This is a genomic window from Sulfitobacter sp. G21635-S1 (assembly GCF_027213915.1).
Taxonomy (GTDB): domain Bacteria; phylum Pseudomonadota; class Alphaproteobacteria; order Rhodobacterales; family Rhodobacteraceae; genus Sulfitobacter.
Genome location: NZ_JAPWGV010000005.1, coordinates 141,602 through 167,647, shown reverse-complemented (window position 1 = coordinate 167,647; position 26,046 = coordinate 141,602). Strand labels below are relative to the sequence as shown.

At 62.1% G+C, this 26,046-nt stretch carries 22 protein-coding genes, 1 tRNA gene and 1 riboswitch; of the genes, 10 read left to right on the top strand and 13 right to left on the bottom strand.

Features of this window, described 5'->3' with window-relative positions; genetic code table 11:
* Nucleotides 1-170: 170 nt before the first annotated feature.
* The 6 genes from O4H53_RS07645 to O4H53_RS07620 all read right to left on the bottom strand — a co-directional run bounded on the left by O4H53_RS07645 (nucleotide 171) and on the right by O4H53_RS07620 (nucleotide 7,916).
* Entirely contained in the window at nucleotides 171-1,088 is a 918-nt protein-coding gene (locus O4H53_RS07645; RefSeq protein ID WP_269362642.1) for a LysR family transcriptional regulator, read from the bottom strand.
* A 191-nt stretch (nucleotides 1,089-1,279) separates the two neighbouring features.
* A complete protein-coding gene (locus tag O4H53_RS07640) occupies nucleotides 1,280-3,745 on the bottom strand; it encodes a beta-glucosidase (protein WP_269362641.1) in 2,466 nt (821 codons plus the stop codon).
* Between the two features lie 29 nt (nucleotides 3,746-3,774).
* Entirely contained in the window at nucleotides 3,775-4,866 is a 1,092-nt protein-coding gene (locus O4H53_RS07635) for an ABC transporter ATP-binding protein (protein WP_269362640.1), read from the bottom strand.
* A 3-nt stretch (nucleotides 4,867-4,869) separates the two neighbouring features.
* Nucleotides 4,870-5,733, bottom strand: coding sequence for a carbohydrate ABC transporter permease (locus tag O4H53_RS07630; RefSeq protein ID WP_269362638.1), 864 nt, complete (start codon nucleotides 5,731-5,733; stop codon nucleotides 4,870-4,872).
* A gap of 2 nt (nucleotides 5,734-5,735) precedes the next feature.
* The gene (locus O4H53_RS07625; protein WP_269362636.1) at nucleotides 5,736-6,620 is read right to left on the bottom strand and encodes a carbohydrate ABC transporter permease; all 885 of its coding nucleotides are present in this window, start codon (nucleotides 6,618-6,620) and stop codon (nucleotides 5,736-5,738) included.
* Between the two features lie 78 nt (nucleotides 6,621-6,698).
* Nucleotides 6,699-7,916, bottom strand: a complete 1,218-nt coding sequence (locus O4H53_RS07620) for an ABC transporter substrate-binding protein (protein WP_269362635.1) — start codon at nucleotides 7,914-7,916, stop codon at nucleotides 6,699-6,701.
* Between the two features lie 356 nt (nucleotides 7,917-8,272).
* Between O4H53_RS07620 and O4H53_RS07615 the strand changes: the two genes are divergently transcribed.
* From O4H53_RS07615 to O4H53_RS07605, 3 genes are read left to right on the top strand one after another with little or no spacing between them, the layout of a single operon-like run.
* A complete protein-coding gene (locus tag O4H53_RS07615; protein ID WP_269362724.1) occupies nucleotides 8,273-8,851 on the top strand; it encodes an ImuA family protein in 579 nt (192 codons plus the stop codon).
* A complete protein-coding gene (locus O4H53_RS07610; RefSeq protein ID WP_269362633.1) occupies nucleotides 8,766-10,244 on the top strand; it encodes a Y-family DNA polymerase in 1,479 nt (492 codons plus the stop codon). The genes O4H53_RS07615 and O4H53_RS07610 overlap by 86 nt, the downstream gene beginning before the upstream one ends.
* A 26-nt stretch (nucleotides 10,245-10,270) precedes the next feature.
* Nucleotides 10,271-13,606 carry an error-prone DNA polymerase gene (locus O4H53_RS07605; RefSeq protein WP_269362722.1) on the top strand — a complete coding sequence of 1,112 codons (3,336 nt, stop codon included), beginning with the start codon at nucleotides 10,271-10,273 and terminating at the stop codon, nucleotides 13,604-13,606.
* A 199-nt stretch (nucleotides 13,607-13,805) separates the two neighbouring features.
* Here O4H53_RS07605 and O4H53_RS07600 read toward each other — a convergent pair whose 3' ends face one another.
* Nucleotides 13,806-14,819, bottom strand: coding sequence for an AraC family transcriptional regulator (locus tag O4H53_RS07600; RefSeq protein WP_269362631.1), 1,014 nt, complete (start codon nucleotides 14,817-14,819; stop codon nucleotides 13,806-13,808).
* A gap of 113 nt (nucleotides 14,820-14,932) precedes the next feature.
* On the opposite strand from O4H53_RS07600, the gene O4H53_RS07595 reads away from it, so the two are divergent.
* Genes O4H53_RS07595 through O4H53_RS07585 form a run of 3 tightly spaced genes read left to right on the top strand, consistent with a single transcriptional unit; the run spans nucleotide 14,933 to nucleotide 17,696 of the window.
* On the top strand, nucleotides 14,933-16,696 hold the full coding sequence (locus O4H53_RS07595; RefSeq protein WP_269362630.1) for an acyl-CoA dehydrogenase: 1,764 nt from the start codon (nucleotides 14,933-14,935) through the stop codon (nucleotides 16,694-16,696).
* 21 nt (nucleotides 16,697-16,717) lie between these two features.
* The gene (gene dmdD, locus O4H53_RS07590; protein WP_114273841.1) at nucleotides 16,718-17,527 is read left to right on the top strand and encodes a methylthioacryloyl-CoA hydratase; all 810 of its coding nucleotides are present in this window, start codon (nucleotides 16,718-16,720) and stop codon (nucleotides 17,525-17,527) included.
* 46 nt (nucleotides 17,528-17,573) lie between these two features.
* Entirely contained in the window at nucleotides 17,574-17,696 is a 123-nt protein-coding gene (locus O4H53_RS07585) for a hypothetical protein (protein ID WP_269362629.1), read from the top strand.
* Nucleotides 17,697-17,700: 4 nt separating this feature from the next.
* Here the strand turns inward: O4H53_RS07585 and O4H53_RS07580 are convergent.
* Nucleotides 17,701-17,776 (bottom strand) — tRNA-Lys (locus O4H53_RS07580).
* 106 nt (nucleotides 17,777-17,882) lie between these two features.
* On the opposite strand from O4H53_RS07580, the gene dapF reads away from it, so the two are divergent.
* From dapF to O4H53_RS07565, 3 genes are all read left to right on the top strand, one after another.
* Nucleotides 17,883-18,716 (top strand): diaminopimelate epimerase, encoded by an 834-nt coding sequence (gene dapF, locus O4H53_RS07575; protein WP_269362627.1) that lies wholly within the window; start codon nucleotides 17,883-17,885, stop codon nucleotides 18,714-18,716.
* The gene (gene mtaB, locus O4H53_RS07570; RefSeq protein ID WP_269362625.1) at nucleotides 18,713-19,966 is read left to right on the top strand and encodes a tRNA (N(6)-L-threonylcarbamoyladenosine(37)-C(2))-methylthiotransferase MtaB; all 1,254 of its coding nucleotides are present in this window, start codon (nucleotides 18,713-18,715) and stop codon (nucleotides 19,964-19,966) included. Before dapF ends, mtaB begins: the two co-directional genes overlap by 4 nt.
* 78 nt (nucleotides 19,967-20,044) lie before the next feature.
* The gene (locus O4H53_RS07565; RefSeq protein ID WP_269362622.1) at nucleotides 20,045-20,719 is read left to right on the top strand and encodes a Crp/Fnr family transcriptional regulator; all 675 of its coding nucleotides are present in this window, start codon (nucleotides 20,045-20,047) and stop codon (nucleotides 20,717-20,719) included.
* A gap of 337 nt (nucleotides 20,720-21,056) precedes the next feature.
* Here O4H53_RS07565 and O4H53_RS07560 read toward each other — a convergent pair whose 3' ends face one another.
* The 5 genes from O4H53_RS07560 to O4H53_RS07540 form a co-directional block, all read right to left on the bottom strand.
* On the bottom strand, nucleotides 21,057-21,908 hold the full coding sequence (locus tag O4H53_RS07560; protein WP_114274420.1) for a cytochrome c1: 852 nt from the start codon (nucleotides 21,906-21,908) through the stop codon (nucleotides 21,057-21,059).
* 5 nt (nucleotides 21,909-21,913) lie between these two features.
* Entirely contained in the window at nucleotides 21,914-23,257 is a 1,344-nt protein-coding gene (gene petB, locus O4H53_RS07555) for a cytochrome b (protein WP_269362621.1), read from the bottom strand.
* An 11-nt stretch (nucleotides 23,258-23,268) separates the two neighbouring features.
* Entirely contained in the window at nucleotides 23,269-23,829 is a 561-nt protein-coding gene (gene petA, locus O4H53_RS07550; protein ID WP_269362619.1) for a ubiquinol-cytochrome c reductase iron-sulfur subunit, read from the bottom strand.
* Between the two features lie 162 nt (nucleotides 23,830-23,991).
* Nucleotides 23,992-24,603, bottom strand: a complete 612-nt coding sequence (locus O4H53_RS07545) for a glutathione S-transferase (protein ID WP_269362618.1) — start codon at nucleotides 24,601-24,603, stop codon at nucleotides 23,992-23,994.
* Between the two features lie 68 nt (nucleotides 24,604-24,671).
* Nucleotides 24,672-25,295, bottom strand: coding sequence for an FMN-binding negative transcriptional regulator (locus tag O4H53_RS07540; protein WP_269362720.1), 624 nt, complete (start codon nucleotides 25,293-25,295; stop codon nucleotides 24,672-24,674).
* A gap of 63 nt (nucleotides 25,296-25,358) precedes the next feature.
* Nucleotides 25,359-25,511, top strand: a riboswitch (FMN riboswitch).
* A 78-nt stretch (nucleotides 25,512-25,589) separates the two neighbouring features.
* Between O4H53_RS07540 and O4H53_RS07535 the strand changes: the two genes are divergently transcribed.
* Nucleotides 25,590-26,039 carry a 6,7-dimethyl-8-ribityllumazine synthase gene (locus tag O4H53_RS07535; protein ID WP_269362616.1) on the top strand — a complete coding sequence of 150 codons (450 nt, stop codon included), beginning with the start codon at nucleotides 25,590-25,592 and terminating at the stop codon, nucleotides 26,037-26,039.
* Nucleotides 26,040-26,046: the final 7 nt, after the last annotated feature.

Below are 26,046 nucleotides of genomic sequence, written 5' to 3'. Positions count from 1 at the left end.
GCCTGACGAGGTTTCCCGCTGTTCGCCGCAGGCTGCACCGGGTTCGCAGTGTCGGTTCGCCTGCACGCCAAAGCCGTTGGTCTTTGACACGCGCTGCCAGCTTCCCGCGTTCACCGGTGATCATCTGGATGCCAAAAGGTATCTGGTCACGCCATCCCAGGCTTATGCGCTCACACTTGGCCGGGATCAGTCGGCCCGGACCCAAGAACGTCCTTGATAAAGGTCGTCATCCAGTCATAGGCGGTCCGGCGCTGGCCTGTGCCCTTGTGCGCCAGGAGTCTGACAGTGAACCGCGGCAGAGGAATCGGGATATCGAGCACCTGCAGGTTCCAGGTCTCCGAAAAGGCGACGGCGCTGCGGTGCGGCACCACGCCGATCAGGTTGCTTTCCCTGATCGTGGCGGGCAACACGTTGAACTGCGCCAGGGTCAGGCGCACATCAAAGGCGGGTTCGTCAGCGTGGACAACATGGCTCACGGCCTGCCAGTGCCCTGCGGCATCGGAAACAACCGCATGGGCCGCGTTTCGGAATGTCTCTTCGTCCAACGCGCCCTGAATCGTCGGGTGATCGCGACGGACGATGGCCGCATAGTGTTGGTCGATAAGGTCTATCTGAGACAATGCAGGGTCCTGAGTTTCCAGTTTGCCGATTGCAAAGTCGAGACGACCGGACCTCAGCAGAGAATCCACCTGGGTAATCTCCAGTGGCGTCGCCTCGATCCGTATGCCAGGTGCCCGTTTCTGCAGAGCGCCGACAAGTGGCGGCAGGAATGTCAGCGCCCCGATATCCGAAAACGCGATGGTGAACCGGTCCCTTGTGGTTTTGGGGTCAAAGGGTTCGTCCGCACGAAACGTGCCTTCCAGCTGGTTCAGTGGACTGCGGCATTCGAGATAGAGCTGGGTGGCAAGTGACGTCGGGGTCATGGACCGCGACCCCCGGATGAACATCTGGTCGCCGGTGATGTCACGCAACCGCCCCAAGCCTTGCGATATCGAGGGCTGAGAGACATTCAGGCGCTCTGCGGCCCCCGTTGTCGAGCCGCATTCGTGCACCGCAACCAGTATCCGAAGGAGGCCGAGATCGTTCACCTGTTTTCCTGCCGTATATTACTGGACAGGAGTTATTTAATGTATGCACCAAGTTCAGTCTAGCGCTAACATGAGCCTGCTTTGTAACCCGCCACATCCCTATCCATTGGCCCGGCGCCGGGTCTGAACCCCGAGACGACAGGGCGCAGCGGGGCCGGTCAGACCAGCAGGTCCCGCGGCACCCTCACGCCTCAGGCATCGGGGGCCGCGGTCTTGCACGCCTTGGTCCAATCTTCTGTCAGGCGCAGGGTCACCTTGCCGCCAAGGTCCGCCGCCGAGGTTCCAACCCACAGCGCATAATCCCCTGCCGGCGCTTTCCACGCATTGCTCTCCACATCGAAATAGGCCAGATCGCGCATGTCCAGCGCGATCCGCGCCTCGGAGGCAGCGCCCGGGTCCAGCGTCAACGCCTTGAACCCGCGCAGCTCCTTGACCGGTCTTCCCCGCCCTTCCGGCGGCGCGACATAAAGCTGTACGACAGCCTTGCCACGACGTTGCCCGGTGTTCATAACCGGAACAGTGACCGTCACGCTGCCGCCCGCGTCGATCTCGGAGGCCGAAGCCACCGGCGCGCCGATCTCAAAGTCGGTGTAGGACAGGCCGAAACCGAACGGATACAAGACACCCGCCCCGCCCTTTGCGTCGTAATGCCGATACCCGATGAAAACGCCCTCGCCATAGCTGACGTAACCGTTCTCGCCCGGGTAGTTGCCGGTAGTCGGATTGGCGTCGAGCGCATCCGGGAAGGTCTGGGGCAAGCGCCCGCCCGGCTCCGCATCGCCCATCAGGACATCGGCAACGCCGTGCCCAAGCTCTTGCCCCGGATACCAGGCCTGAAGGATCGCGGCCACGTCGTCTTTCCACGGCATGACCACCGGTCCGCCGGTCTGAAGCACGACCACCGTGTTGGGGTTGGCCGCGGCCACACGCGCAATCAATGCGTCCTGCTCGCGCGGCAGCGACAGGCCCGGCAGGTCCCGCCCCTCGCTGTCCCATTCCGGGGTGCGTCCCACAAAGAGCACAGCCACCTCGGCATCGCGCGCGATCTCTTCCGCGCGCCTCAGCCCGGCCTCGCCGAGCGGACGGTGAACGCCGACGCGGAAGGCCTGGATGCCGTCCATGACTCCGGTGGTGGACTGGTAATCGACCCGGAAGTGGTAGGTCTTTCCTGCTTCAAGGTCGATCTCCACGATCCGCTCATCACCACCAAAATCGTAATAGGTCGCCCCTGTCGGCTCCCAGCCGTCCCAGCCATCGACGACCAGCGCGTCATCGACATAGAGACGCGCAAGTCCCGCATTCGCCAGACCCAGCTCATGGCGGCCACTTTCGGTCGGCGTGAATTCGAACGTATTGCGGACCGAGAACACCTTGAGGTCCACGCCCGGCTCGTTTGAGCCGAACCATTTGGCATCGGATTGGTTGTACTGCTTCTCGTGGGCGACCGGGCCGGTGAAATCCGGACTGTTGTAAAAGGTCGAGGTCATCGGCCCCTGCACCACCGGCAACAGCAGATGGTTCGCGCAGCCGGTCTCGAAACGGATGTCCAGCTCGTCGCGGGCCTTGAGGCCTTCCAGCGGACTGATGCGATAATGCGCATTCACCCGTGCGCTGCCGCCGCCCATGATCCGCGCCACATCGGCATTCGGCCCGATGATGGCCACCTTGGCCTTCTGGCCGGATTGCAGCGGCAGGATGCCATTGTTCTTGAGCAGCACGGTCCCTTCGGCCACGGCCCGCCGGATCAGCGCGCGGTGATGTGGCGCATCGACCGATTGCTCCTCTTTCGGGTTTTCCCTGATGCGGACACCCGCGCGGTCGACCAGCCCCAGAATGCGCCGCGCCCCGTCGGTGACCATATCGACGTTCACCTCCCCGCGTTCGATCGCGTCGAGCAGCTTTTGCCCGCGATAAAGCGCTGGTCCGGGCATTTCGAGATCCAGACCCGCGTTCATGCTCTCCGCCGTGGTCTTGACGGCGGTCCAGTCAGAGACCACGACGCCGTCAAAGCCGTATTCGTCTTTCAGCAGGTCGGACAACAGCCACTTGTGCGCGCTGGTATAGGTGCCGTTGAGCTTGTTGTAGGAGCACATGACGGCCCAGACACCCGCCGCGACCGCCGCCTCGAAGGGAGGCAGGTAGATTTCCCGCAGCGCCCGGATGCCGATATCGCTCGACATGGTCATCCGCTGATATTCGCTCTCGTTGCCGATGAAATGCTTGATCGTGGCACCGATCCCGTTCGATTGCAGTCCGTCGATATAGGCCAGCGCGATCTCGGTCGTCAGTTCGGGATCTTCGGAATAACATTCGAAGTTGCGGCCATTGAGCGGCCCGCGATGCATGTTGACCGTCGGTGCCAACAGGACGTTGGCGCCCTTGGTCCGGGTTTCCTCTGCCAGGGCCGCGGCAATCTCGCGGACAAGCTCCGGGTTCCAGCTTGACCCCAGCGCGATCCCCGCCGGGAAGACCGCCGCCGTCGGGCCGTTCTCGGTCACCCCGCCGCGCGCCCCGTTCGGGCCATCGGTGACCTTCGCCGCAGGCACACCAAGCCGTTCGATGGCGACTGTTTCCCAGAAGTTGGCACCCGCGAGGAGAGAGACCTTTTCCTCAAGCGTCAGTTTTTGCAGAGTGTCTTCAACCCAGGCAGTATCCATCATCATTCCTTCTAAATTTTTGGCTTCGATCAAAGCCGCACGCCGGATTCCGCATCAAAGAGCGAGAGGGTGCGGGACGAGAAACCAAGCTCCATTTCAGTGCCGCGCGGCGGATTGAGCTTCAGCTCGCTGCCAAAGCGGACCGACGCCTTCTGACCTGCCGTGGTGCCCCACAGCACGCTGTCGGCCCCCATCGACTCGGATACCTTGACGGTGAAAGGCAGGCGCAAAGGCAGGTCCCCGGCATCGACGAACAGATGCTCTGGCCGGATGCCCAGCACCGCAGTGACGGTCTTCCCGACCGGCGCGTCAAAGGCATAGTCGGATACGTCAATTTCCGGTCCGTCATTGATCACGAAGACGGTCTTGCCCGCCTCTGAGCGCAGGCTGCCGTCAAAGAAATTCATGCCGGGCGAACCGACAAACCCCGCCACGAAAAGGTTCGCAGGGCGTTCGTAGATATCCTCGGGCGAGGCAAGCTGCTGGATCACGCCGTTCTGCATGACGGCGATGCGGGTGGCCAGGGTCATGGCTTCGACCTGATCATGGGTCACATAGATCATGGTTTTGCCGATGGTCTGGTGCAATTCCTTCAGCTCGACCCGCAGTTCCGCGCGCAGCTTGGCGTCGAGGTTCGAAAGGGGTTCGTCGAAGAGATAGATATCGGCATCCCGCACCAGCGCCCGCCCGATGGCCACGCGCTGGCGCTGACCACCGGACAGGGCCGCCGGGCGCCGCTTCAGATAGGGTTCGATCTGGAGCATCTTTGACACCCGGTCGATACGCCGCGCGATCTCGTCCTTGGGCATCTTCGCCATGCGCAGGCCAAAGCTCAGGTTTCCCTCGACCGTGGTCTGCGGGTAAAGCGCGTAGGACTGGAAAACCATCCCGATGCCGCGATCCTTCGGTTCCGCGAGGGTCTTGTCCTCGCCACCGATGCGGACCTTGCCGCCGGTGACGTCGATGAGCCCCGCAATCGCGTTGAGCAAGGTCGACTTGCCACAGCCAGAGGAGCCGAGCAGTACGATAAACTCGCCTTCTGCAATCAACAGGTTGAGGTCTTTCAGTACGCTTACAGCACCAAATTGGACGTCGAGATTTTCGATTGAAACTTCAGCCATGTCTTATCCCTTCACGGCGCCGGCTGCGATACCGCGCACAAACCAGCGCCCGGAAGCCAGATAGATTATCAGGGGAACCGCAGCGGTAAGGATGGTTGCGGCCATGTTCACGTTGTAGGCTTTCTCGCCCTGCGTCGAATTGACGATGTTGTTCAGAAGGACCGTCATCGGCTGGTTGTCTGATCCGGCAAACACCAGGCCGAACAGGAAGTCGTTCCAGATGTGTGTGCTTTGCAGGATGACCGCGACGATCAGGATCGGCGGCGAGAGCGGCAGGATCAGCCGGATGAAGATGACCCAGAAGCCACCGCCATCGACCCGGGCCGCGCTGAACAGATCACGGGGCAGCCCGGCATAATAGTTGCGGAACAGGAGCACCATGATCGGCATGCCAAAGATCACGTGAATGGCGACGATCCCGGCAAGGCTGTTGTAAAGCCCCACCTGGCTCAGCATCCGCACCAGCGGGTAGATGAAGACCTGATAGGGAATGAAGGCCGCAACAAGCAGGATGCCAAAGATCAGCTCGGTGCCTTTCGGACGCCAGAACGACAGGGCATAGCCCGTCACCGCCCCCAGCAGGATCGACAGCACCGTCGCGGGCACCATGATCATGACCGAGTTGAAGAATCCGACCGACAGGCCATTGCAGTTCAGGCCCGTGCAGGCGGAGTTCCAGGCCGTGATCCAGGCCTCCAGCGTCGGGGCGTCCGGCAGGGCAAAGATCGAAGTGACGCGGATTTCATCCATCGTCTTCAGCGAGGTCACGACCATCACGTAGAAGGGCATCAGGAAGAAGGCCGCCGAGATCACCAGAAAGGCATAGACGCCGGTGCGGGCCAATGTCTTTTCAGAATTCGCACGCATGATCATGCCTCCGCTTTCTGCGCCATGTAGCGGCGCGCGTAATACATCGGAACCAGGATCGCGATGACGGCGACAAGCATCATGATCGCGCCCGCATTCGCCAGGGCGACGTTCTGGCGGGCAAACAGGTTCTCCATCACGAACTTGGCAGGCACTTCGGTGGCATTCCCCGGGCCGCCGCCGGTCAGGGCCACGACGAGGTCATAGGCCTTGACCACCGAGACAGCGAGCAGCACGGTGGCCGTTGCCGCCATCGGCGCGATGATCGGCAGAACAATGGACGTATAGACACGCCATTTCGCGATGCCGTCGATCCGCGTGGCTTTCCACAGGTCCTCGTCGACGCCCCGCAGGCCCGCCAGCAGGATGGCCATGACCAGCCCGCTGCCCTGCCACACGGCGGCAAGGACAAGGATATAGATCGCCCGGTCGGGCTGCACGATCCAGTCGAAGGTGAAGCTCTCGAACCCAAGGCCCCTGACCGCGGCCTGAATGCCGAAACCGGGGTTCAGCACCCACTGCCAGACCAGGCCGGTGACCACGAAAGACATGGCGTAGGGATAAAGGAAAACCGTGCGAAAGAACGCCTCGCCCCGGATCCGCTGATCCATCATGATCGCCATGATAAAGCCGAAGACCAGGCAGATTGCGATGAAGAGCACGCCGAACACGATCAGATTGGTCACCGCCACCTGCCAGGCCGGCAGTTTCAACAGCAATTCGTACTGGTGGAAGAAATTGAATTTGTAGATGGGCAGAAGTTTGGAGTTGGTCAGGGAAATGACGAACGTCCAGACAGTCGAGCCGACAAGTGCAACAAGCACGATGATCCAGACCGGCAGCATCGCCAGATAGACATGCGCGCGCGTTCCCGAAAATTTAGCCATCGCCAGATCCTCCATTGACGCGTGGGTGGTGCGCGCCGCAGGCAGCCCTGCGATGCGCATTTCTGGTCGGACTCAGGATTAGTAGTTTTCCAGGATGCCCGCGACGGTTTCGACGTAGTCGTCGGCGGTCGCATCGGGGTTGACCCAAAGCACCTTCAGCTCGGACCCCAACGCCCCAAGCTTCTCGGGCGAGAAGTTGATGAAGAGCGCCATGACCGAATTGCCGTCCGAGATCGCCTTGGCCCCCGCCGCCGCACAGGCGTTGAACTTGGATGTGTCCACGCCTGAGCGTACCGGCAGCGACCCCATGGTCGCGGTGAACTCGGCCTGAACCTCGACAGAGGTGGTGACCTCGGCCAGTTTGGTCTGCGCTTCGGTCAGCCCATCGCCCTTGGCGGGCATCGCCCAGACATCCCCGGCCACAACCAGCGGGGCCTGGTTCGGACCGACACCGCAAAGCACTTCTTTGCCGGGGGTAAAGCCTGCGGCACCGATTTCGCCAATCGCCCAGCCGCCCATGATGAAGAAGCCCGCTTCGCCGTTCAGGATCATCTGATTGGTGATGTTCCACTGACGGCCCGAGACGCCGGAATCCGCATAGCTCGGCAGTTTCGCCATGATCTCTGCCACCGGGCGGAATGCGTCGGAACGGACGAACTCGGCGCCATCGGGTCCGGTGAACTTGCTCCACTCCTCGGTCCCGAGGACCGATGCAAGCACCGCCTGGAATGTGTTCATGAACCAGACGTCGCGGTCACCCGCCTGGGCAAAGGGCACAATGCCCGCTTCGCGCAGCTTGTCGCCGGTTTCAAAGAATTCGTCCCAGGTTTGCGGCATTCCGGCACCCACCTTGCCGAGCGCATCCGCAGAAGCGAAGAGGAAGTTGGTGCCCTGAAGCTGGATCGGCACGCCGTAGATGTGCCCGTCCCGGGTCACGGCATCCAGCACGGCCTGGGGCATGACGCTGGCCCAGTCATTCGCTTCGGCCACAGCATCAATCGGTGCCAGAACGGCGCTGTCGACAAGGTTGTCGATATCCGCGCCAAGGTTGAATTGCGCCGCGTCGGGCGGGTTGCCACCGACCATCCGGCTGATCGCGGATGTCTTCGCGGCGTCACTGCCGGCCACGGCCTGGTCGATCCATTCGCCGCCGGTGTCACCGTAGGCATCAGCAATCACGCCAACGCCCGCCGACTCCGCAGCGGATGTCCACCAATGAATGACCTCCGCAGATTGCGCGTTCGCAGTCACGGCCGTCGTCGCGGTCATGGCAAGAGCCAGAGCAAAATACTTCATTTATCCTCCCAATCGGCGACTGACCTATTCCTGGCGGTCGCCCCAAATCCGTTTGTGGTTTCGCATGCCTGACTTTACACCTCTCAAAGTCCATACGTGGCGGTTGGTATAGGCGCTAACATGATAGTCGAAAAATTATTTAACGCTCTTGAGTGTTATTGGAAAAATAATATCACTCGGGGAATGGGGTAAGTTTGCGGCGTGTCTGTCGCTACTTGTGGTTGCAGACCCAGCCTTCGGCCCGCAGACGGTCTTCGCCCCGGTTCATGATCTCGCGCAAGCAAAGCAGCCGTTGGTCCGGCCACCAAACGCTTTGATCTGGCTTAAACGGATCGCCACCCGTTATGATGCACCTCATGACCTCGACCACCGACATACCGCTTCCCTTGCGCAATGCCCGTGTTCACGAGGCGTTCGGACCGGGTGCGGTAAGTTTTGCGGCCGTTGCGGCGGCGCGGGCCGGAACTGTGCTGTGGATCCGGGAAGCCTGGCAGACAGAGGCCATCAATCCGATGGGACTGTCGGTCTTCTTCGACCCGTCGAAACTGCTGCTGGCCCAGACCAGGGACCAGACCGAATCGCTCGCCATCGCGGAAGAGGCGCTTAAGGACGGCGCGGTACCGCTGGTCATTATCGAGACCAGCCGCCCGCTTGATCTGCGCATGGGGCGACGGTTGCTGCTTGCCGCAAAGGCGGGCCAGGCCACCGGATTGTGCCTGATCCCCGAAGGCATGGGCGGCAACGCTGCCGAAACCCGGTGGCATTGCACCCCGGTTTTCGATGCCGATGACTCGACTCTGATGCGCTGGGAAACTATCAAGAACAAATCAGGAACATTGGGGGCCTGGCATGTTCGATGGCATACAACGGCGCGTCGTCTCGATGTGGTTTCCCCGGCTGGCAAGCGACCGGGTTCTGCGGACGTGCCCGGTTGAAGGTCCCTTCGCGCTGACACTCAAACAGGCAAATGCAGAACGGCTGCATTGCCTGAACATGGAGGCCGAGCGGCAGGGCCTGTACCGGGGGATGACCCTTGCCGATGCGCGCGCCTTTTGTCCCGGTCTGTTCAGCCGTCCGGCCGATCCTGTTGCGGACACGGGCTTCCTGCATGTGCTGCGCCGCTGGGCCACGCGCTATTGCCCATGGGTCGGGATCGAGGGCGATGATGGCCTGGTACTGGACATCACCGGCTCCGCGCATCTGTTCGGCAGCGAGGCGATGATGTTGGCCGATATGCGCCAGCGGTTGAGCCGTGCCGGGCTGACCGCGCGGATCGGGCTGGGCGATACGCGCGGCGCGGCCTGGGCACTGGCCCATCACGGCGAAGGCCGGACCGAAACCGGGGCGCCACTGGAGGCTTTGTCGGATTTGCCCGTTGCCGCGCTGCGGCTGGAAGAAGCCACCATTACGGGTCTGCAACGGCTGGGCCTGCGCAGGATCGGTGACCTGGAAAGCGCCGCCCGCGCCCCACTGGCCCGGCGCTTCGGCCCGGACCTGCTGCTGCGGCTGGATCAGGCGCTTGGCCGTCAGCCGGAACAGGTCACCCCGCTGTCCGAGCCGCCCCATTACGGGATCCGCTTGAGCCTGCCTGAGCCAATCGGCCTGTCGGATGACGTGATGGCGGCCACATCGCGCCTGCTGGACCAGCTTTGCGCCAAGCTGAAAGCGCAGGAAGCCGGGGCGCGGGTGCTCTGCCTGACGCTGCGCCGGGTCGATCAAGAGGCACAGGCGGTCGAATTACGCCTGGCCAGCCCGCTCCGTGACGCCGCGCGCATCCTGCCGCTGTTCGCGCGCGGTGTGGGTGAGGTCGATGCCGGTTATGGGATCGACCAGATACGATTGGAGGCGGTGCAGGTTGAGCCGCTGCCGGTGCATCAGGTCAGCCATGTGTCTACGGGACGGGCGGACCAGCTGGATGACCTGATCACCCGGATCGGCACCCGGATCGGGCTGGAGAATGTGCAGCGTTTCCTGCCCGCCGACAGCCATATCCCCGAGCGCAGTTTCCTGATCGCCGCCGCTGCCTGGTCCGAACCGGGCGGATCGTGGGTGGCCCCGCGCCCGCGCCCTGTGCGCCTGTTTCCGCCGGAATCGATTACCGGAACCGGGGCACGCCCACCCCGTCAGTTCCGTTGGCGGCGTATGTCACTGACCACGGCGCGGGCGACGGGGCCGGAACGGATCGCCCCGGAATGGTGGCTGCCCGATGACAACTGGCGCAGCGGAATACGAGACTACTGGCATGCGGAAACCCGGCAAGGGCGGCGGCTGTGGCTGTTCTACACGCCGCAAAACCCCGGCTGGTTCGTGCAGGGGGAATTCGCATGACAGCAATCCCGCGTAATGACCGCGCCATGAACCCACCGGGGGATTTTGGCCCGCGCAACACCTATGCCGAGCTCTGCGTGACCACCAATTTCACCTTCCTCACCGGCGCGTCCCATCCCGAAGAACTGGTCGTTCGGGCAGCGGAGCTTGGCCTGGCCGCCATCGCCATCACGGACCGCAATTCTCTGGCCGGGGTGGTGCGGGCCTACCGGGCGTTGAAAGAACTGCGGCGGGATATGGAAAACGACATCCGCATCCGTTCGCAGCACCAGATCGATCACTGCTCGCGTCAGGAGGTGGGGCAGCCCAGCCCGATCACGCGGCCGGATACCGTGCATTTGCCAAAGCTGATCGTCGGATGCCGCCTTGTCCTGCGGGACAGCGCGGTGGACTGGATCGCCCTGCCGCGCGACAAGGCGGCCTATCAGCGGCTGACGCGGCTTTTGACCCTGGGCAAGCGGCGGGCGGAAAAAGGCGGCTGCCATCTTGACCGGGCGGACCTGTATGAAGGTTGCGCGGGCATGATCCTGATCGCGCTGCCACAGGGCAGGCTGCACGCCGCCGCACCGCATATCCGGCAGATGCAGCGCCGCTTCCCCGGCCATGTCTTTCTGGGGGCGGCGCCGCGCTATGACGGCTCCGATCAGGCCTATCTGAGGGAATGCGCCCGGCTGGCACTTGGAACTTCGGCACCGATGGTGGCGGTAGGGGATGTGCTGATGCACCGGGCCAGCCGTCGGCAATTGGCCGATGTGCTGACCTGCATGCGGGAACATATCACGATTGACCGGATCGGCACCCGCGCCCTGGCCAACAGCGAACGCCGGTTGAAAGGGCACGCGGATATGGCGCGGGTGTTCCGCGACCATCCCGCCGCCCTGCGCCGCACGCTGGAGATCACCACCCGGTGCAGCTTTGACCTGGGCGAACTCAGTTATGAGTATCCCGATGAGATATCCCAAGGCGAAACCCCGCAGGCACGGCTTGAGCGACTGACACGCGACGGGCTGAAACGGCGCTATCCGGCAGGCGCGCCGCAGCGGGTCCATGACCTGATAGACAAGGAATTGAAACTGGTCGAGGAACTGGGCTTTCCGGCCTATTTCCTGACCGTTTACGATATTGTCCAGTTCGCCCGCGCGCAGGGCATCCTGTGTCAGGGGCGCGGCTCAGCGGCCAATTCGATCCTGTGCTACCTGCTGGGCATCACCGATGTCTCCCCCGATCAGATCGCCATGGTGTTCGAGCGTTTCATCTCCAAACACCGGGGCGAACCACCCGATATCGACGTGGATTTCGAACATGAACGCCGCGAGGAGGTGATCCAGTGGATCTACGAAAAATACGGCCGCCACCGCGCCGGGCTCTGCGCCACGGTGATCCATTTCCGCAGCCGCGCCGCGATCCGCGAAGTCGGCAAGGTGATGGGGCTGTCACAGGATGTGACGGCAAGCCTGTCCGGGCAAATCTGGGGCATGTCCGATGGTGGAGCCGACCCGGACAGGGTCAAGGAGCTTGGCCTTGATCCGACCGACCGACGCCTTGCCCAGACCATCCGCCTGATCAGAGAGATCATCGGCTTTCCCCGTCACCTGTCCCAGCATGTGGGCGGTTTCGTCATTACCAAGGGGCGGCTGGATGAGCTTGCCCCCATCGAAAACGCGGCGATGGAGGACCGCACCATCATCGAATGGGACAAGGACGATATCGACACGCTGAACATCCTCAAGGTCGATGTGCTGGGGCTGGGGATGCTGTCCTGCATCCGCAAGGCCTTCGACCTGATGCGCGACCACGAGGGGCATGACCTGAGCATCGCCGCTGTTCCGCAAGAGGATACCGCCACCTATGACATGCTTTGCCTGGCCGATGCGGTGGGGGTGTTTCAGGTGGAAAGCCGCGCCCAGATGAATTTCCTGCCCCGGATGCGGCCACGGACCTTTTATGATCTGGTGATCGAGGTCGCCATCGTCCGCCCGGGCCCCATCCAGGGCGGCATGGTGCAACCCTATATCAAACGGCGACAGGGGCTTGAAAAGGCCGAGCCTTTCGGCCCCGCGCTGGAGGCCGTGACGCGCCGCACCCTCGGCGTGCCGCTGTTTCAGGAGCAGGCATTGCAGATCGCCGTGGTCGGCGCGGGTTATAGCCCGGAAGAGGCCGACCATCTGCGCCGCTCGCTGGCCTCGTTCAAGCGGATGGGCACGATTGGCACACACCGGGATAAATTCATCAAGGGCATGCTGGCCAACGGCTACAGCCCCGAAATCGCCGAACGCTGTTTCGGCCAGATCGAGGGTTTTGCCGATTACGGTTTTCCCGAAAGCCACGCGGCGGCCTTTGCGATGCTCGCCTATGTCTCGGCCTGGCTGAAATGCCATTACCCGGCGATCTTTGCCTGTGCCTTGCTGAATTCACAGCCGATGGGCTTCTACGCACCTGCCCAGATCGTGCGCGACGTCCGCGAACACCGGGTCGAGGTCCGCCCGATCTGCGTCAATGCCAGTCATTGGGACAACAGGCTGGAACGCCGCGCCGACGGGGCACTGGCCCTGCGGCTGGGCTTTCGGCAGATCAAGGGCTTCAAAGAGGAGGATGCCGGCTGGATCGTGGCCGCCCGGGGCAATGGCTACCGCGATCCTGAATCGGTCTGGTTGCGCGCCGGAGTGGCCCCCGTGGTGTTGGAACGGCTGGCCGAGGCCGATGCCTTTACCGATATGGGACTGACCCGGCGCGATGCACTCTGGCAGGTGCGGGCCATTCGCGGGCAGGCCCCGTTGCCCTTGTTCAACGATCCCCTTGACGGCGAGAGCATTCACGAACCCACGATTGTGCTGCCGCAAATGCAGCTGGGTGAAGAGGTTGTCGAAGATTACGTCTCTATGCGTCTGACCTTGCGCGCCCATCCCATGGAATTGCTGCGCCCCACCATTCCCGGGCTGGTCACACATGACAGCCTGCATAACGTGCCGCTGGGGCGTTACAGCGTCTGCGGCCTTGTCATCACCCGTCAGCGCCCCGGCACGGCATCAGGCGTTATTTTCCTGACGCTCGAAGATGAAACCGGGGTCTCGAATGTGGTGGTCTGGCCAAAGGTCTATGAGCAGTTCCGCCGCATCGTCATGGGCGGGCGCCTGCTGCGCGTGACAGGCTACCTGCAACGCGAAGGCATCGTCGTACATCTGATCGCCCAGCAGATCGAAGACCTCTCGCCCCGCCTGTCCGATCTCGGCCACCCGATGGACAGCGCCATCGGCCAGACAACCTCCAAAACAGATACCGCCCCGCGCCCCCTGCCACCCCCACGTGCAACGCACCCGAGGGATCAGGCCAAGCGGCTGTTCCCGAGCCGGGACTTTCATTAACCGCGGAAGCATTCGACCCCATTGAAGAAACATCGGCATAGTGGCGTTCTTTATCAAGCGCGCGGTCTCGATATAGCGTCCGACCTTAAACCTGAGACACGAATACCCTGCCACGCCTGCGGCGTTCTCGGGACATTCGTGTCACGATGATTCAGATAAAAGATCGGGCGCTTTAGGCCTCCGCAAGATCGACCCGACCCTACAACCGGTATGATCCGGGCGTCCGGCTGGTCCATTTGCGAAAGGCGCGATGGAAATTCGCAGGGGCGGAAAAGCCGGTGTCAAAGGCGATTTGTTCGATGCTCTCCGTGCCTTGCTGAAGCGCGCGGATGGCGATGTCGCGGCGCAATGCGTCCTTTATATTCTGAAAGGATGTTCCTTCCTCTTTCAGGCGACGGTTCAGCGTCCGGGGCGTCATCTTCAGGGCCTGGGCCGCCTCCAGAAGCTGACAGCTCTGCCATGCCGCGCCGTAAAGGAAGGCGCGGACACGCAGGCTGTTCGTATGCGCGCGCGAGCCGGTGAAGATCCAGTCAAGCGGCGCACGTTCAAGAAACACGGATGCCTCGGCGGGACTGCGGGCGATCGGGCTCGCGAATTGGCGCGGATCGAACAGGATGCTGGTCTGCGCTGCCTCAAACGCGACCGGACAGGGGAAGACAACCGCGTAATCGGCGGCAAAATCCGGACGGGAAAAGGCAAATCGCACCACTTTCACACCCGTTTCCGACCCACTGAGCCAGGACAGGAGCCCATGCGCCAGTTTCAGGATCAGCATGTGACCAAATCGCTGCGGGGCAGTTTCACGCAGGTAAGGGACCAATGCCAGTTCCACCTCCTCCGGGTTGCTCCGCAATTCCAGGCGGAAATCATCCAAAAGCAGGTTCCAGAACGTCGTGAACCGAAACAGAGCCGAAACCAGGCTGCGCGCCTCACGCTGCACGGTCAACAGATGCTGCAGGGCGCGGGGGCGGATCGGACGGCTCCAGAGCCCCATCATTTCATCCCCGGTCTCCGGCGCGGCGAGCTGATAGAGCCGGGCGATTTCTTCCAGCGTAACGCGCTGCGCGGGCGCCATCGGGCCGGTTTGCAGCCCTGAACGCTGCAGAAGGGAGGTCATTGCGTCCGGCGTGCATCGGGCGTTCAGCGCATCGAGCCAGTCCTGGATGAAACCCGCTGAAACGGTCGTCAGAGAGATGGGGTCATGACTGCTCATCTAGAGGCCCTGTATGGCGTGATCGGATAAGAACTTGGCAAAAGATGAGCTTATTGGCAAGGAAAGCAGCGGTTAGATGACGGGAAACCATAGTCGCTGCCGGAGAGCCAGTCATGTCCTATCAGCCGCCCCTGCAGGATTTGATGTTTTGCATCGAACATCTGTCCCACTGGGAAAACCTGTCCGCACTGGATGTGTATTCCGATTGCGAACTGTCCGATATCGGCGCCGCGCTGGACGGCTATGCCCGGTTCTGCACCGAACAGGTCGCGCCCTTGTCCCAGGTCGGGGACAGGCTGGGCGCCCGGTTCGACAAGGGCCGTGTGACCATGCCCGAAGGCCACGCCCGGGCCTATGCGCAGTTTGTCGAGATGGGCTGGCAGGCGCTGATCCACCCGGTGGAACATGGCGGCGTCGGGCTGCCGCGCGTGGTTGGCGCGGCAGCGGTCGAGATGCTGAATGCCGCCGACATGAGCTTTGGCCTCTGCCCGCTGCTGACCGATGGGGCGATCGAGGCCCTGTTGCTGACCGGCTCGGACGAACAGAAAGCCACCTACCTCGGGCCGCTGATCGCAGGGCGCTGGTCCGGCACGATGAACCTGACCGAACCGCAGGCAGGCAGCGATCTGGGCCGGGTAACGACAAAGGCGGTACGGCGCGCAGATGGCAGCTTTGGCATCACCGGCACCAAGATTTTCATCACCTATGGCGCCCATGATCTGACCGAGAACATCATTCACCTCGTGCTGGCGCGCATACCGGATGCACCAGCCGGGCCCAAGGGGCTGAGCCTGTTCATCGTGCCGCAGAAACTGGTGGAAACGGACGGAACACCGGGGGCCGAGAACGCAGTCAGCTGTGTGAGCATCGAACATAAACTGGGCGTGCATGCCAGCCCGACAGCCGTGCTGGATTACGATGACGCTGCCGGGTTTCTGATCGGCCAAGAAAACTGCGGGCTGGAGCACATGTTCATCATGATGAACGCGGCGCGGTTTTCGGTGGGGGTGCAGGGCGTTGCGATTTCCGACCGGGCCTATCAGCGGGCGCTGGCCTATGCAGGGGGCCGCGTGCAAGGCCGCCCGGTGAACGGTCTGGGCAAAGACGCCGTCCCGATCATCGACCACCCGGACGTGCGCCGCATGCTCCTGCGGATGCGCAGCCTGACTGAAGGCGGACGGGCGATGGCAGCCGCGACTGCGGGGCTGCTGGATGTCGCGCATCATGGAGATGACCCCGAGGCACGCGCCCTGGCCGAATTCATGGTCCCGCTGGTCAAGGGCTTTTGTTCGGAACGCGCGGTCGAGGTCGCGTCCCTGGGTGTGCAAATCCACGGCGGCATGGGATTCATCGAGGAAACAGGGCCCGCGCAGCACTACCGCGACGCCCGCATTCTGCCGATTTACGAGGGCACCACGGCCATTCAGGCCAATGACCTTCTGGGGCGCAAGGTGATGCGGGACGGGGGGGCGACAGCCCGTCTTTTCGCCAGCCGGATTGCGCAAACCGAAGCGCAGCTTGCCAGCGGTGACGCCTCGGCTCGGGCGATCGGCACAAGCCTCGCACAGGCGCGCAGTGCATATGAAACCGCGTTGGACTGGATGCTGGAAAACAGCCGCAAGAACATCGACAGGGCCTTTGCCGGCTCTGTCCCCTTCCTGATGCTGTCGGGCACATTGGCGGCGGGCTGGATGCTTGGCAAGGGCGCCCTTGCGGCGCATGCCGCGCGCGCCGCCGGACAGGACAGCGCGTTCATGACCCGGAAGATCGCGACCGCCCTGTTCTTTGCCCGGCACATTCTGCCCGAATGCACCACCGAACAAACCCGCATCCTGCTGGGCGCGCCCAGCCTGCTGGACGCGACTTTCCCTGATTAATCCCACAAAAGGAACCAACCGATGAATGATGTCGTGAACCCCGATACCTACGAACGCCTCGCCATTTCCGCGCGTGACAACGGCTTGTATGTCGTGACGCTGAACCGCCCTTCCAAACGCAACGCTCTGGATGTGGCCACGATCGAGGAACTGATCCGCTTCTTCAGCGGCGCGCGGATGGCGGGTGTCAGGGCCGTATTGCTGGCCGGAGAGGGCGACCACTTCTGCGCCGGTCTCGATCTGGTCGAACATTGGAAGGCCGACCGCAGCCCCGATGACTTCATGCATGTCTGCCTGCGCTGGCACGAGGCCTTCAACAAGATGGAATATGGCGGCGTGCCGATCATCGCCGCGTTGCAGGGCGCGGTTGTCGGCGGCGGGCTGGAACTGGCCAGCGCCGCCCATGTGCGGGTGATCGACCCGGGCACCTATTTTGCCCTTCCCGAAGGCCAGCGCGGGATCTTTACCGGCGGCGGCGCAACGATCCGGGTGTCTGACATGATCGGCAAGTACCGGATGATCGACATGATCCTGACCGGGCGCGTCTACCAGGGGCAAGAGGCCGTCGATCTGGGTCTGGCGCAATATATCACCGAAGACGGGGGCAGCTTTGCCAAGGCGATGGAACTGGCGGAAAAGGTCGCGCAGAATCTGCCGCTGACGAACTTCGCGATCTGCTCGGCTGTCAGCCACATGAACAACATGTCCGGTCTGGACGCCGCCTTTGCCGAAGCCTTCGTGGGCGGAATCGTCAACACCCAGTCGGCCGCGCGCGCGCGCCTCGAAGCCTTCGCCAACAAGACCGCGGCCCGTGTACGGCCCAACAGCTAAGTCAGGCGTGATCAGCTTTGCCGCCGGGGAGGCTGGCCGGGAAGGCATGGCCGATTCCGCCGTCGCGAAACTGATCGCCTGCCCCAATGGCCCGCGCAATTTGGCGAACCTTCCGGAGAGGTTCGTCAAATCCGGCACCAAACCCAAACAGGGAAAGGATAATTTGTGAAAAGTGGTGAGCCGTGTTGGGTTCGAACCAACGACCTACTGATTAAAAGTCAGTTGCTCTACCAACTGAGCTAACGGCCCACTAGGACGCGTATCTAGAAAGGTGAGCGAGGGGGGTCAAGCCCTTAATCCACGATTCTTCAGCTGTCCGCTGGATTAGTCAGGCAGGCGGGGTTATATGCGCGAAATGAGCAGTGATACGACATCCGGTTTGCCCTTCATGAAAATGCACGGGCTTGGCAACGATTTCGTTGTTGTCGACGTGCGCACGCTGGCAACTCAGATCACGCCCGGCATGGCAAAAGCCATCGGAGATCGCCATTTCGGCGTCGGCTTTGACCAGCTTGCCGTGATTTCCAAAGGAACCGGCGACGCGCATCTGACCTTTTACAATGCCGACGGATCGCTATCGGCGGCCTGCGGCAACGCGACACGCTGCATCGCCCGCTATCTGATGGATGAAACGGGTGTGGCCCGCCTGCACCTGACAACCGACCGCGGCGATCTTTACGCCGAGGATCAGGGTGGCGGCATCACATCGGTCAACATGGGCCAGCCGCAACTGCTGTGGCACGAGGTGCCGCTGGCGCAGGAGATGGACACGCTGACCTTGCCCATAGACGGCGCGCCGACAGCGACCGGTATGGGCAACCCGCATTGCACCTTCTTTGTCGAGGATGCCGGCGCGGTTGAGCTTGAAACTTTCGGCCCGGCGATAGAACACCACCCGCTTTATCCGCAACGCACCAATGTGCAGGTCGCGCAGGTGGTGGGGCCGGACCACATCCGCATGCGGGTCTGGGAACGCGGTGTGGGGGTGACATGGGCCTCCGGCTCATCCTCCTGCGCCTGTGCGGTCGCCGCAGCGCGGCGCGGCCTGACGGGACGCAAGGTGCAGATCGACCTCGACGGTGGCACCCTGCACATAGACTGGCGCGAGGACGGCGTGTGGATGACCGGCCCGACCGTACATGTCTTTTCCGGCACCCTGACATCCGCATTCCTGGACAGCATCGCATGAACGCCCCGGTCTTTTCCAACCACGGCTGCCGCCTGAACGCCTATGAAGTTGAGGCGATGAAGGACCTTGCCGGACAGGCCGGTCTGGCCAATGCCGTTGTGGTCAACACCTGCGCTGTCACGGCAGAGGCTGTGCGCAAGGCGCGCCAGGACATCCGCAAGCTGCGCAAGGCCCATCCCGATGCCCGTCTGATCGTCACCGGATGCGCGGCCCAAACCGAACCCGATACCTTTGCCAGCATGGCCGAGGTTGATGCAGTGATCGGCAACACCGAAAAAATGCAGCCGGGCACCTGGCAGGGCCTCGCTGCGGACTTCATCGGAGAGACGGAATCGGTTCAGGTCGACGACATCATGTCCGTAACTGAAACTGCCGGGCACCTGATCGACGGATTCGGGACCCGCAGTCGCGCCTATGTGCAGGTGCAGAACGGCTGCGACCATCGCTGTACCTTTTGCATCATTCCCTATGGCCGGGGCAATTCACGTTCCGTCCCGGCAGGTGTCGTCGTGGATCAGATCAAGCGGCTGGTCGACAAGGGGTTCAACGAGGTGGTTCTGACCGGCGTCGACCTGACCTCATGGGGCGCGGACCTTCCGGCGGCACCGCGTCTGGGCGATCTGGTCATGCGCATCCTCAGGCTGGTCCCGGATCTGCCGCGCCTCAGGATCAGTTCCATCGATTCCATCGAGGTGGATGACAACCTGATGGCCGCCATCGCGACCGAACCCCGCCTGATGCCCCATCTGCACCTCAGCCTGCAGCATGGCGATGACATGATCCTGAAACGGATGAAGCGGCGGCACCTGCGCGATGACGCCATCGCTTTCTGCAACGAGGCGCGCAGGCTGCGCCCTGACATGACCTTTGGCGCAGATATCATCGCGGGCTTTCCGACCGAAACGGAAGCGATGTTCGACAATGCCCTGCGCATGGTTGATGAATGCGATCTGACATGGCTGCATGTCTTTCCCTATTCCGCCCGCCCCGGCACCCCGGCTGCGCGGATGCCGGCGGTCAACGGCCGCACGATCAAGGAGCGCGCCGCCCGCCTGCGTGCCGCTGGTGAGGCGCAGGTTCAGCGCCATTTGCAACAGCAAGTCGGCCAGACCCACCATATCCTGATGGAAAGCCCGACCATGGGCCGCACCGAACAATTCACCGAAGTCCATTTCGATACGCCGCAGGTCGAGGGCGCGATTGTCACGGCCAAAGTAACCGGAAAATCTCGGAACGCGCTGATCGCCTGAATTGGCAACCGCCCCGCGACTTTCAGTACAATTTCTGATTGAATTGCTGTAGTTTCCCCGCAAAGGCGGCGGGGGCATATGAAAGATCAACATCTATTTGATTGCGGTTTTCTGGCAGAGGCCTCCCCGGCACTCAGGGAGACGATGGCCGCGCTCGCGACGGAAACAACCCTGCGTGCCGGTGAGGTCCTGTTCGAGCATGGAGACCCCGGCGATACCCTCTATGCAATCCTTGAAGGCGCGCTGGAATTCAGCGTTATTTCGGTGGGGGGGCGCAAACTCTCGCTGGATGTGATGCACCCTGGCGCGGTCTTCGGAGAGATTGCCCTTTTCGACCCCGGCCCGCGCACGGCAACTGTCACCGCGCTGGAGCAATCCCGTGTTCTGGGCATCCGCAATGCCGATGCGATGTCGGCCTTGCAACGCTCTCCCGATTTCGGGATCGACATGCTGCGGCTTGCCGGAAAGCGGATGCGCTGGATGGGCTATCAGCTGTCAGAACAGGTCTTCCTGCCCCTGCCCGCCCGCCTGGCCAAGAAGGTCCTGCATCTGACCTCCCATATCTCTGATCCCGAACCATTGCTGATCCTGTCCCAGACAGAGCTGGCCGAATTCGCGGGCGCGAGCCGCGAAGCGGTTTCAAAGATCCTTTCGAGATGGGGACGCAGTGGCATTGTCAGCGCCTCCCGTGGCGGGCTGCGCCTGTTGAATCGCGACGCGCTGAGAGACCTCGCCGATATCAACGAAATCTAGAATCCAACTTTTTCAGCTTGTGTGACCCAGATCACAGACTGCCGTTACGTCAAGATTTAGCTTGGAACCATAGTGACGACGCTGCTCTGGTTCCTCGATCGCCTTATTCATCGGCGCATTGCAGGGCAAAGTTAGAAAAGTTCTGGATCAGGTTGCAGAGAGGGCGGCTAAGCCGTGCGTATCTGCCCAAGGGTGGTCTGTGCCACTGACCCGGCTCCGGTATTGTATCTGTCCCCGTTTTCCGGGCACCTCACCCATTATGAGGGCCCCCGGAAAGCAAAAGCCCTCCCGACCGCAACAGTCGGGAGGGCTTTTTAGCAAGTCGCCGCGCGCTGGATCAGTCTTCGCGCTTGTATTTGACCGAAGCCCAGAGACGCTTGTTCGTCAGGTACAGAAGAACCGCCAGCAGGGTCAGGAAGATCACACCCGCAAAACCGGCCTGTTTACGGGCCATCATCTTGGGTTCTGCCGTCCACATCAGGAAGGCCGCCACATCCATGGCTTCGTGATGGACGTCTGCTTCGTGACCGTCCGCGAACTCCACGTCATCACCCGCCAGCGGCGGTGCCATGGCAATCCAGCTGCCCGTGACGGTCGAATGACCTTCTTCATCACGGCAGGAATCGGGGATACCGCCCGCGGCGAACACCTTGTTGTAGGAACCGGGGAAATCCTCGGGTGCGCAATCCGGCGCTTCCTCGTATCCGGTCAGCAGGGAAGCGATGTACTCCGGCCCGCCAATCCCTTTGAAGAACTGGTTGATACCAAGACCGTAAGGACCATGGAAACCGGCGCGCTTCTTGGCCATCAGCGACAGGTCGGGCGCATTGTCCAAAGACGAGGCCGGGAAATGATCCACCGGAGTCGCTTCGCGGAAATCATCCAGTTCCGGGTCGAACACTTCGAACTGCTTGGCGTATTCGCGCACCTGATCTTCGGGCATGCTGGGTCCTCCGTCGTCCGCAAGTGTGCGGATCGGGACGAATTTCAGCCCGTGACAGGCCGAACAGATTTCCGTGTAGATCTGCAGACCGCGCTGCAACTGGTTCACGTCATAGGCGCCAAAAGGCCCTTCAAAGGAAAAGTCGAAATCCTCGACATGGGCTTCGCCACCGGCAGCCAGGGCACCGGTGGTGCCAAGGCCGAGTGCCACAAGGGCGGAGAGGGTCAGTTTCTTGATCATTGTCATCTCCGTCATTGCGCCGGTTTCGCAGCGGCTTTCGAGCCACCGGCCTTGGGCGCGTAATGGGCGTCGAAGTCTTCTTCGATCGTCGCCGGTTGCGGCAGCGGTTTCTCGATCACGCCAAGCAGCGGCAGGATCACCAGGAAGTACGCGAACCAATATGCCGATGCGATCAGCGAGAAGGACGCATAGGGTTCTTCCGCAGGCATCGCCCCCAGCCACATCAGGGCAAAGAAATCGATCACCAGCAGCGCGAACCACCACTTGAACATCGGACGATAGCGGCCGGAACGGACGCTGGATGTGTCCAGCCACGGCACCAGTGCCATCACCGCGATTGCACCGAACATCGCCAGCACGCCAAAGAACTTGGCGTCGATGATGCCACCGGTCACGAAGGACGCGATCTGCACAACCCAGACGTCAGAGGTAAAGGCCCGCAGGATCGCGTAGAACGGCAGGAAGTACCATTCAGGAACGATGTGCGCAGGCGTCGCCAGCGGGTTCGCCTCGATATAGTTATCGGGGTGGCCCAGGTAGTTGGGCATGAAGCCGACGATGGCAAAGAACACCGCCAGAATCACCGCAAGTGCGAAGAGGTCCTTGATCACGAAATAGGGCCAGAACGGCAGCGTGTCCTTCTGCGCCTCTTCCTTGGACCCGCGGCGCACTTCAACACCCGTGGGGTTGTTGTTGCCGGTGGAGTGGAAGGCCCAGATGTGCACGATCACGAGGCCCGCAATCACGAAGGGCAGCAGGTAGTGCAGCGAGAAGAAGCGGTTCAGCGTGGCATTATCCACGGCAGGTCCGCCCAGCAGGAAGGTCTGCAGCGACTCGCCCACAAAGGGAATCGCGCCGAACAGGCCGGTGATCACTGTCGCGCCCCAGAAGGACATCTGCCCCCAGGGCAGCACATAACCCATGAAGCCGGTGGCCATCATCAGCAGATAGATCAGCATGCCGATGATCCAGGTGATCTCGCGCGGGGCCTTGTAGGAGCCATAGTAGAGCCCCCGGAAAATATGCGCATAGACAGCTACAAAGAACAGCGAGGCGCCGTTCGCATGCAGGTAGCGCAGCATATAGCCGCCGTTCACGTCGCGCATGATGTGCTCGACCGAGCTGAACGCCAGATCGACATGCGGTGTATAGTGCATGACCAGCACGATGCCGGTGACAATCTGCAACGCCAGGCAGAAGGTCAGGACGATGCCCCAGATCCACATCCAGTTCAGGTTCTTGGGCGTGGGGATCATCAATGTGTCATAGAGCAGACCAACAACGGGCAGGCGGCGGGCAAGCCACTTTTCTGCGCCGGACTTCGGCTCGTAGTGGTCGTGAGGAATTCCAGACATCGAGTTCTCCCTTAACCCAGTTTGATCGTGGACGCGTCCACGAATTCGGCGACGGGCACCGGCAGGTTGCGCGGTGCGGGCCCTTTGCGGATGCGCCCGGCAGTGTCGTAATGCGATCCGTGGCACGGGCAGAACCAGCCGTCGAAATCACCGGCATTGCCCAGGGGCACGCAGCCAAGGTGCGTACAAACACCCATCATGACCAGCCATTCGCCGGTTTCGTCCAGCGCGCGGTTTTCGTCGGTTGCAGGCGCATTCGCCGCAATATTCGCGTTTTCGGCATTCTGATCCGGCAGGTCGCTGACATTGACGGCACGTGCCTCTTCAATCTCTTTCTCGGTGCGCCGACGGATGAACACGGGCTTGCCCAGCCATTTGACTGTCAGCTGCGTTCCTTCTGCGATCCCGCTCACATCAACGCGGATAGACGACAGCGCCAGAACATCGGCAGAGGGGTTCATCTGATTCACCAGCGGCCAGACAGCCGCGCCAACGGCGACGGCACCTGTGCCAGCGGTTGCGTAATACAGGAAATCCCTCCGGGTGCCTGCGTGATCTTCTGCGTTGGACACGGCTCTACTCCACTTCTTGGCACAGAGGCCATTGGACATACCGGGGGCGGTTCAGCCCCCTGACTTCATCGCGCTGTCTAGCGGGCTGGCGCGCGTCCGTCCAGATGGCAAAGGCGCGCAAACCGTCGCAGGCAGGGAATTATTCCTGCCAATGCCGCTGATTCAGGCCTCAGGCGGCCTGGTTGCCTGCATCGAAGGACGCGATTCGAACCCGTTGAACCACTCCGAAAGCGCATCCTTGCCGCGCCGCCAGCCGCGCGCAGCATGACGAAACTCCACATAACCCAAAGCGCAGGCTACCGCGATCTGGCCCATGTCCAGCGGGCCGCTCAGATGGCTCATCCAGCGGGCATTCAACGCGGTCAGCGCCCGGTCAACCTTGTTCCACTGCGCTTCGACCCACTCGGGCATCTGCGCGCTTTCCGGGCGAAGCCGGCCTTCATAGACCATCAAAAGCGCTGCATCCAGAATACCGTCCGCCGTTGCCTCAAGGGTCAAGGTATCCCAATGCCGCGATCCGGTGCCATAAAGCTTGCCGCCCGCGCGATCATCCAGATAAGCGCAGATCACCCGGCTGTCGTACAGCGTCGGCCCCTCCGGACGCTCCAGCGCAGGCACCTTCCCCAGCGGGTTCTGCGGCAAGAGCGCGCTGTCCGGCTCGACCGGCGTGGTGTGCATGGTTTCCAGCGTGACATCGTCAAGCTGACCGGTTTCATGCAGCAAAACCATAACCTTGCGGACATAGGGCGAAGTGGGTGAATAGGCGAGTTTCATGGCGGATCTCCTGTCGCTTTGGGGCAGTATCACAGGCGCTGTGGTGACAGGCAATGACCTGCGGCGCGCTATTTGTTGCGGTCTGCCCGCATCTGCGCGGCCAGCACCTCCACCTCACTGCCGAATCCATAGCCTGCCATATGCTCCGCCGCCGCCTCACGCACCGCATCGGGCTTGTTCTGGCTCAGTTTCCAGGTGCCGTCCACGCCGGTGATCCGCATCCGGCACGGCACGATCATCCGCATGAGCTTGTCCATGACCTCCGGCGTCATCTTGTCCGTTTTCCAGGGTGCCTTGGGAAGCAGACGCTCTTCATAGGCTGCCGACTGACGGTCCAGAAGATCGCGCAGCTCGCCGGCGGGCCGAACCTCCAGCGTTCCGGTCAGATGGACGGCGACGTAATTCCACGTCGGCACCTGATCGGGCACACCATACCAATCGGGCGAGACATATGAATCGCACCCGGAAACGGCGATTGTCACGTCAAGCGGGGTCTTGAGCGCGCGGGCAATCGGGTTCGAACGCACCAGATGCAGCTCAACCAGCGCGCCATCCTCGCTGATCAGAAAGGGCACGTGGCTGAGCATCGGGGCAGCTGCCCCCTGCGCCGCCAGAACACCAAATCCCCTGTCCCGCGCAAAGGCGATATTCCGGTCGGTATCGGCATCATGGAAAACCGGGTTCGGATGCATCGTATTCCCCTTCGTCACGCAACGATTCCTACTTGTAGACAATTCTGCGGCTTGGCAACATAAGCCTATTCTCAGGGCGGGGTGAAATTCCCCACCGGCGGTAGGGGAGCAATCCCGAGCCCGCGAGCGCCGGTGCCACCTTCGGGCGGCACCGGGTCAGCAGATCTGGTCAAAGTCCAGAGCCGACGGTCACAGTCCGGATGGAAGAGAATGCGAAGGCAAGGGGGGCCACCAGCCCCTGTTGTTGTCGTGATCGCCTTGGGTGGACGTGTCTGGACCAGAAGGAGATCACATATGACACTTGGCTATCAACGCCCCGCCCGCTTCGCCTTTGTCAAAGCTGCGTGGCACGCCGATATTGTGGACCGCGCGCTTGACGGCTTTACCGAAATCATTCCCGCCGACCGGGTCGATGTCTTCGACGTGCCCGGCGCGTTCGAAATGCCGCTCATGGCGCAGAAACTGGCCCGGCAGGACCGCTATGCCGCCATCGCCTGTGCCGCCTTCGTCGTGGATGGCGGCATCTACCGGCACGACTTTGTCGCCGCTGCGGTGGTTGACGGGCTGATGCGCGTGGGGCTTGAAACCGGTGTGCCCGTGCTGTCCGTGTCCCTGACTCCGCACCAGTATCAGGAAACCGCACATCACAATGCCATCTATCGGGACCACTTCGTGCTCAAGGGGAAAGAAGCCGCCAAAGCGGCACTGGGCATGCTTGAGGCCCTGGAACCGATCCCGGCGTAATCCGATC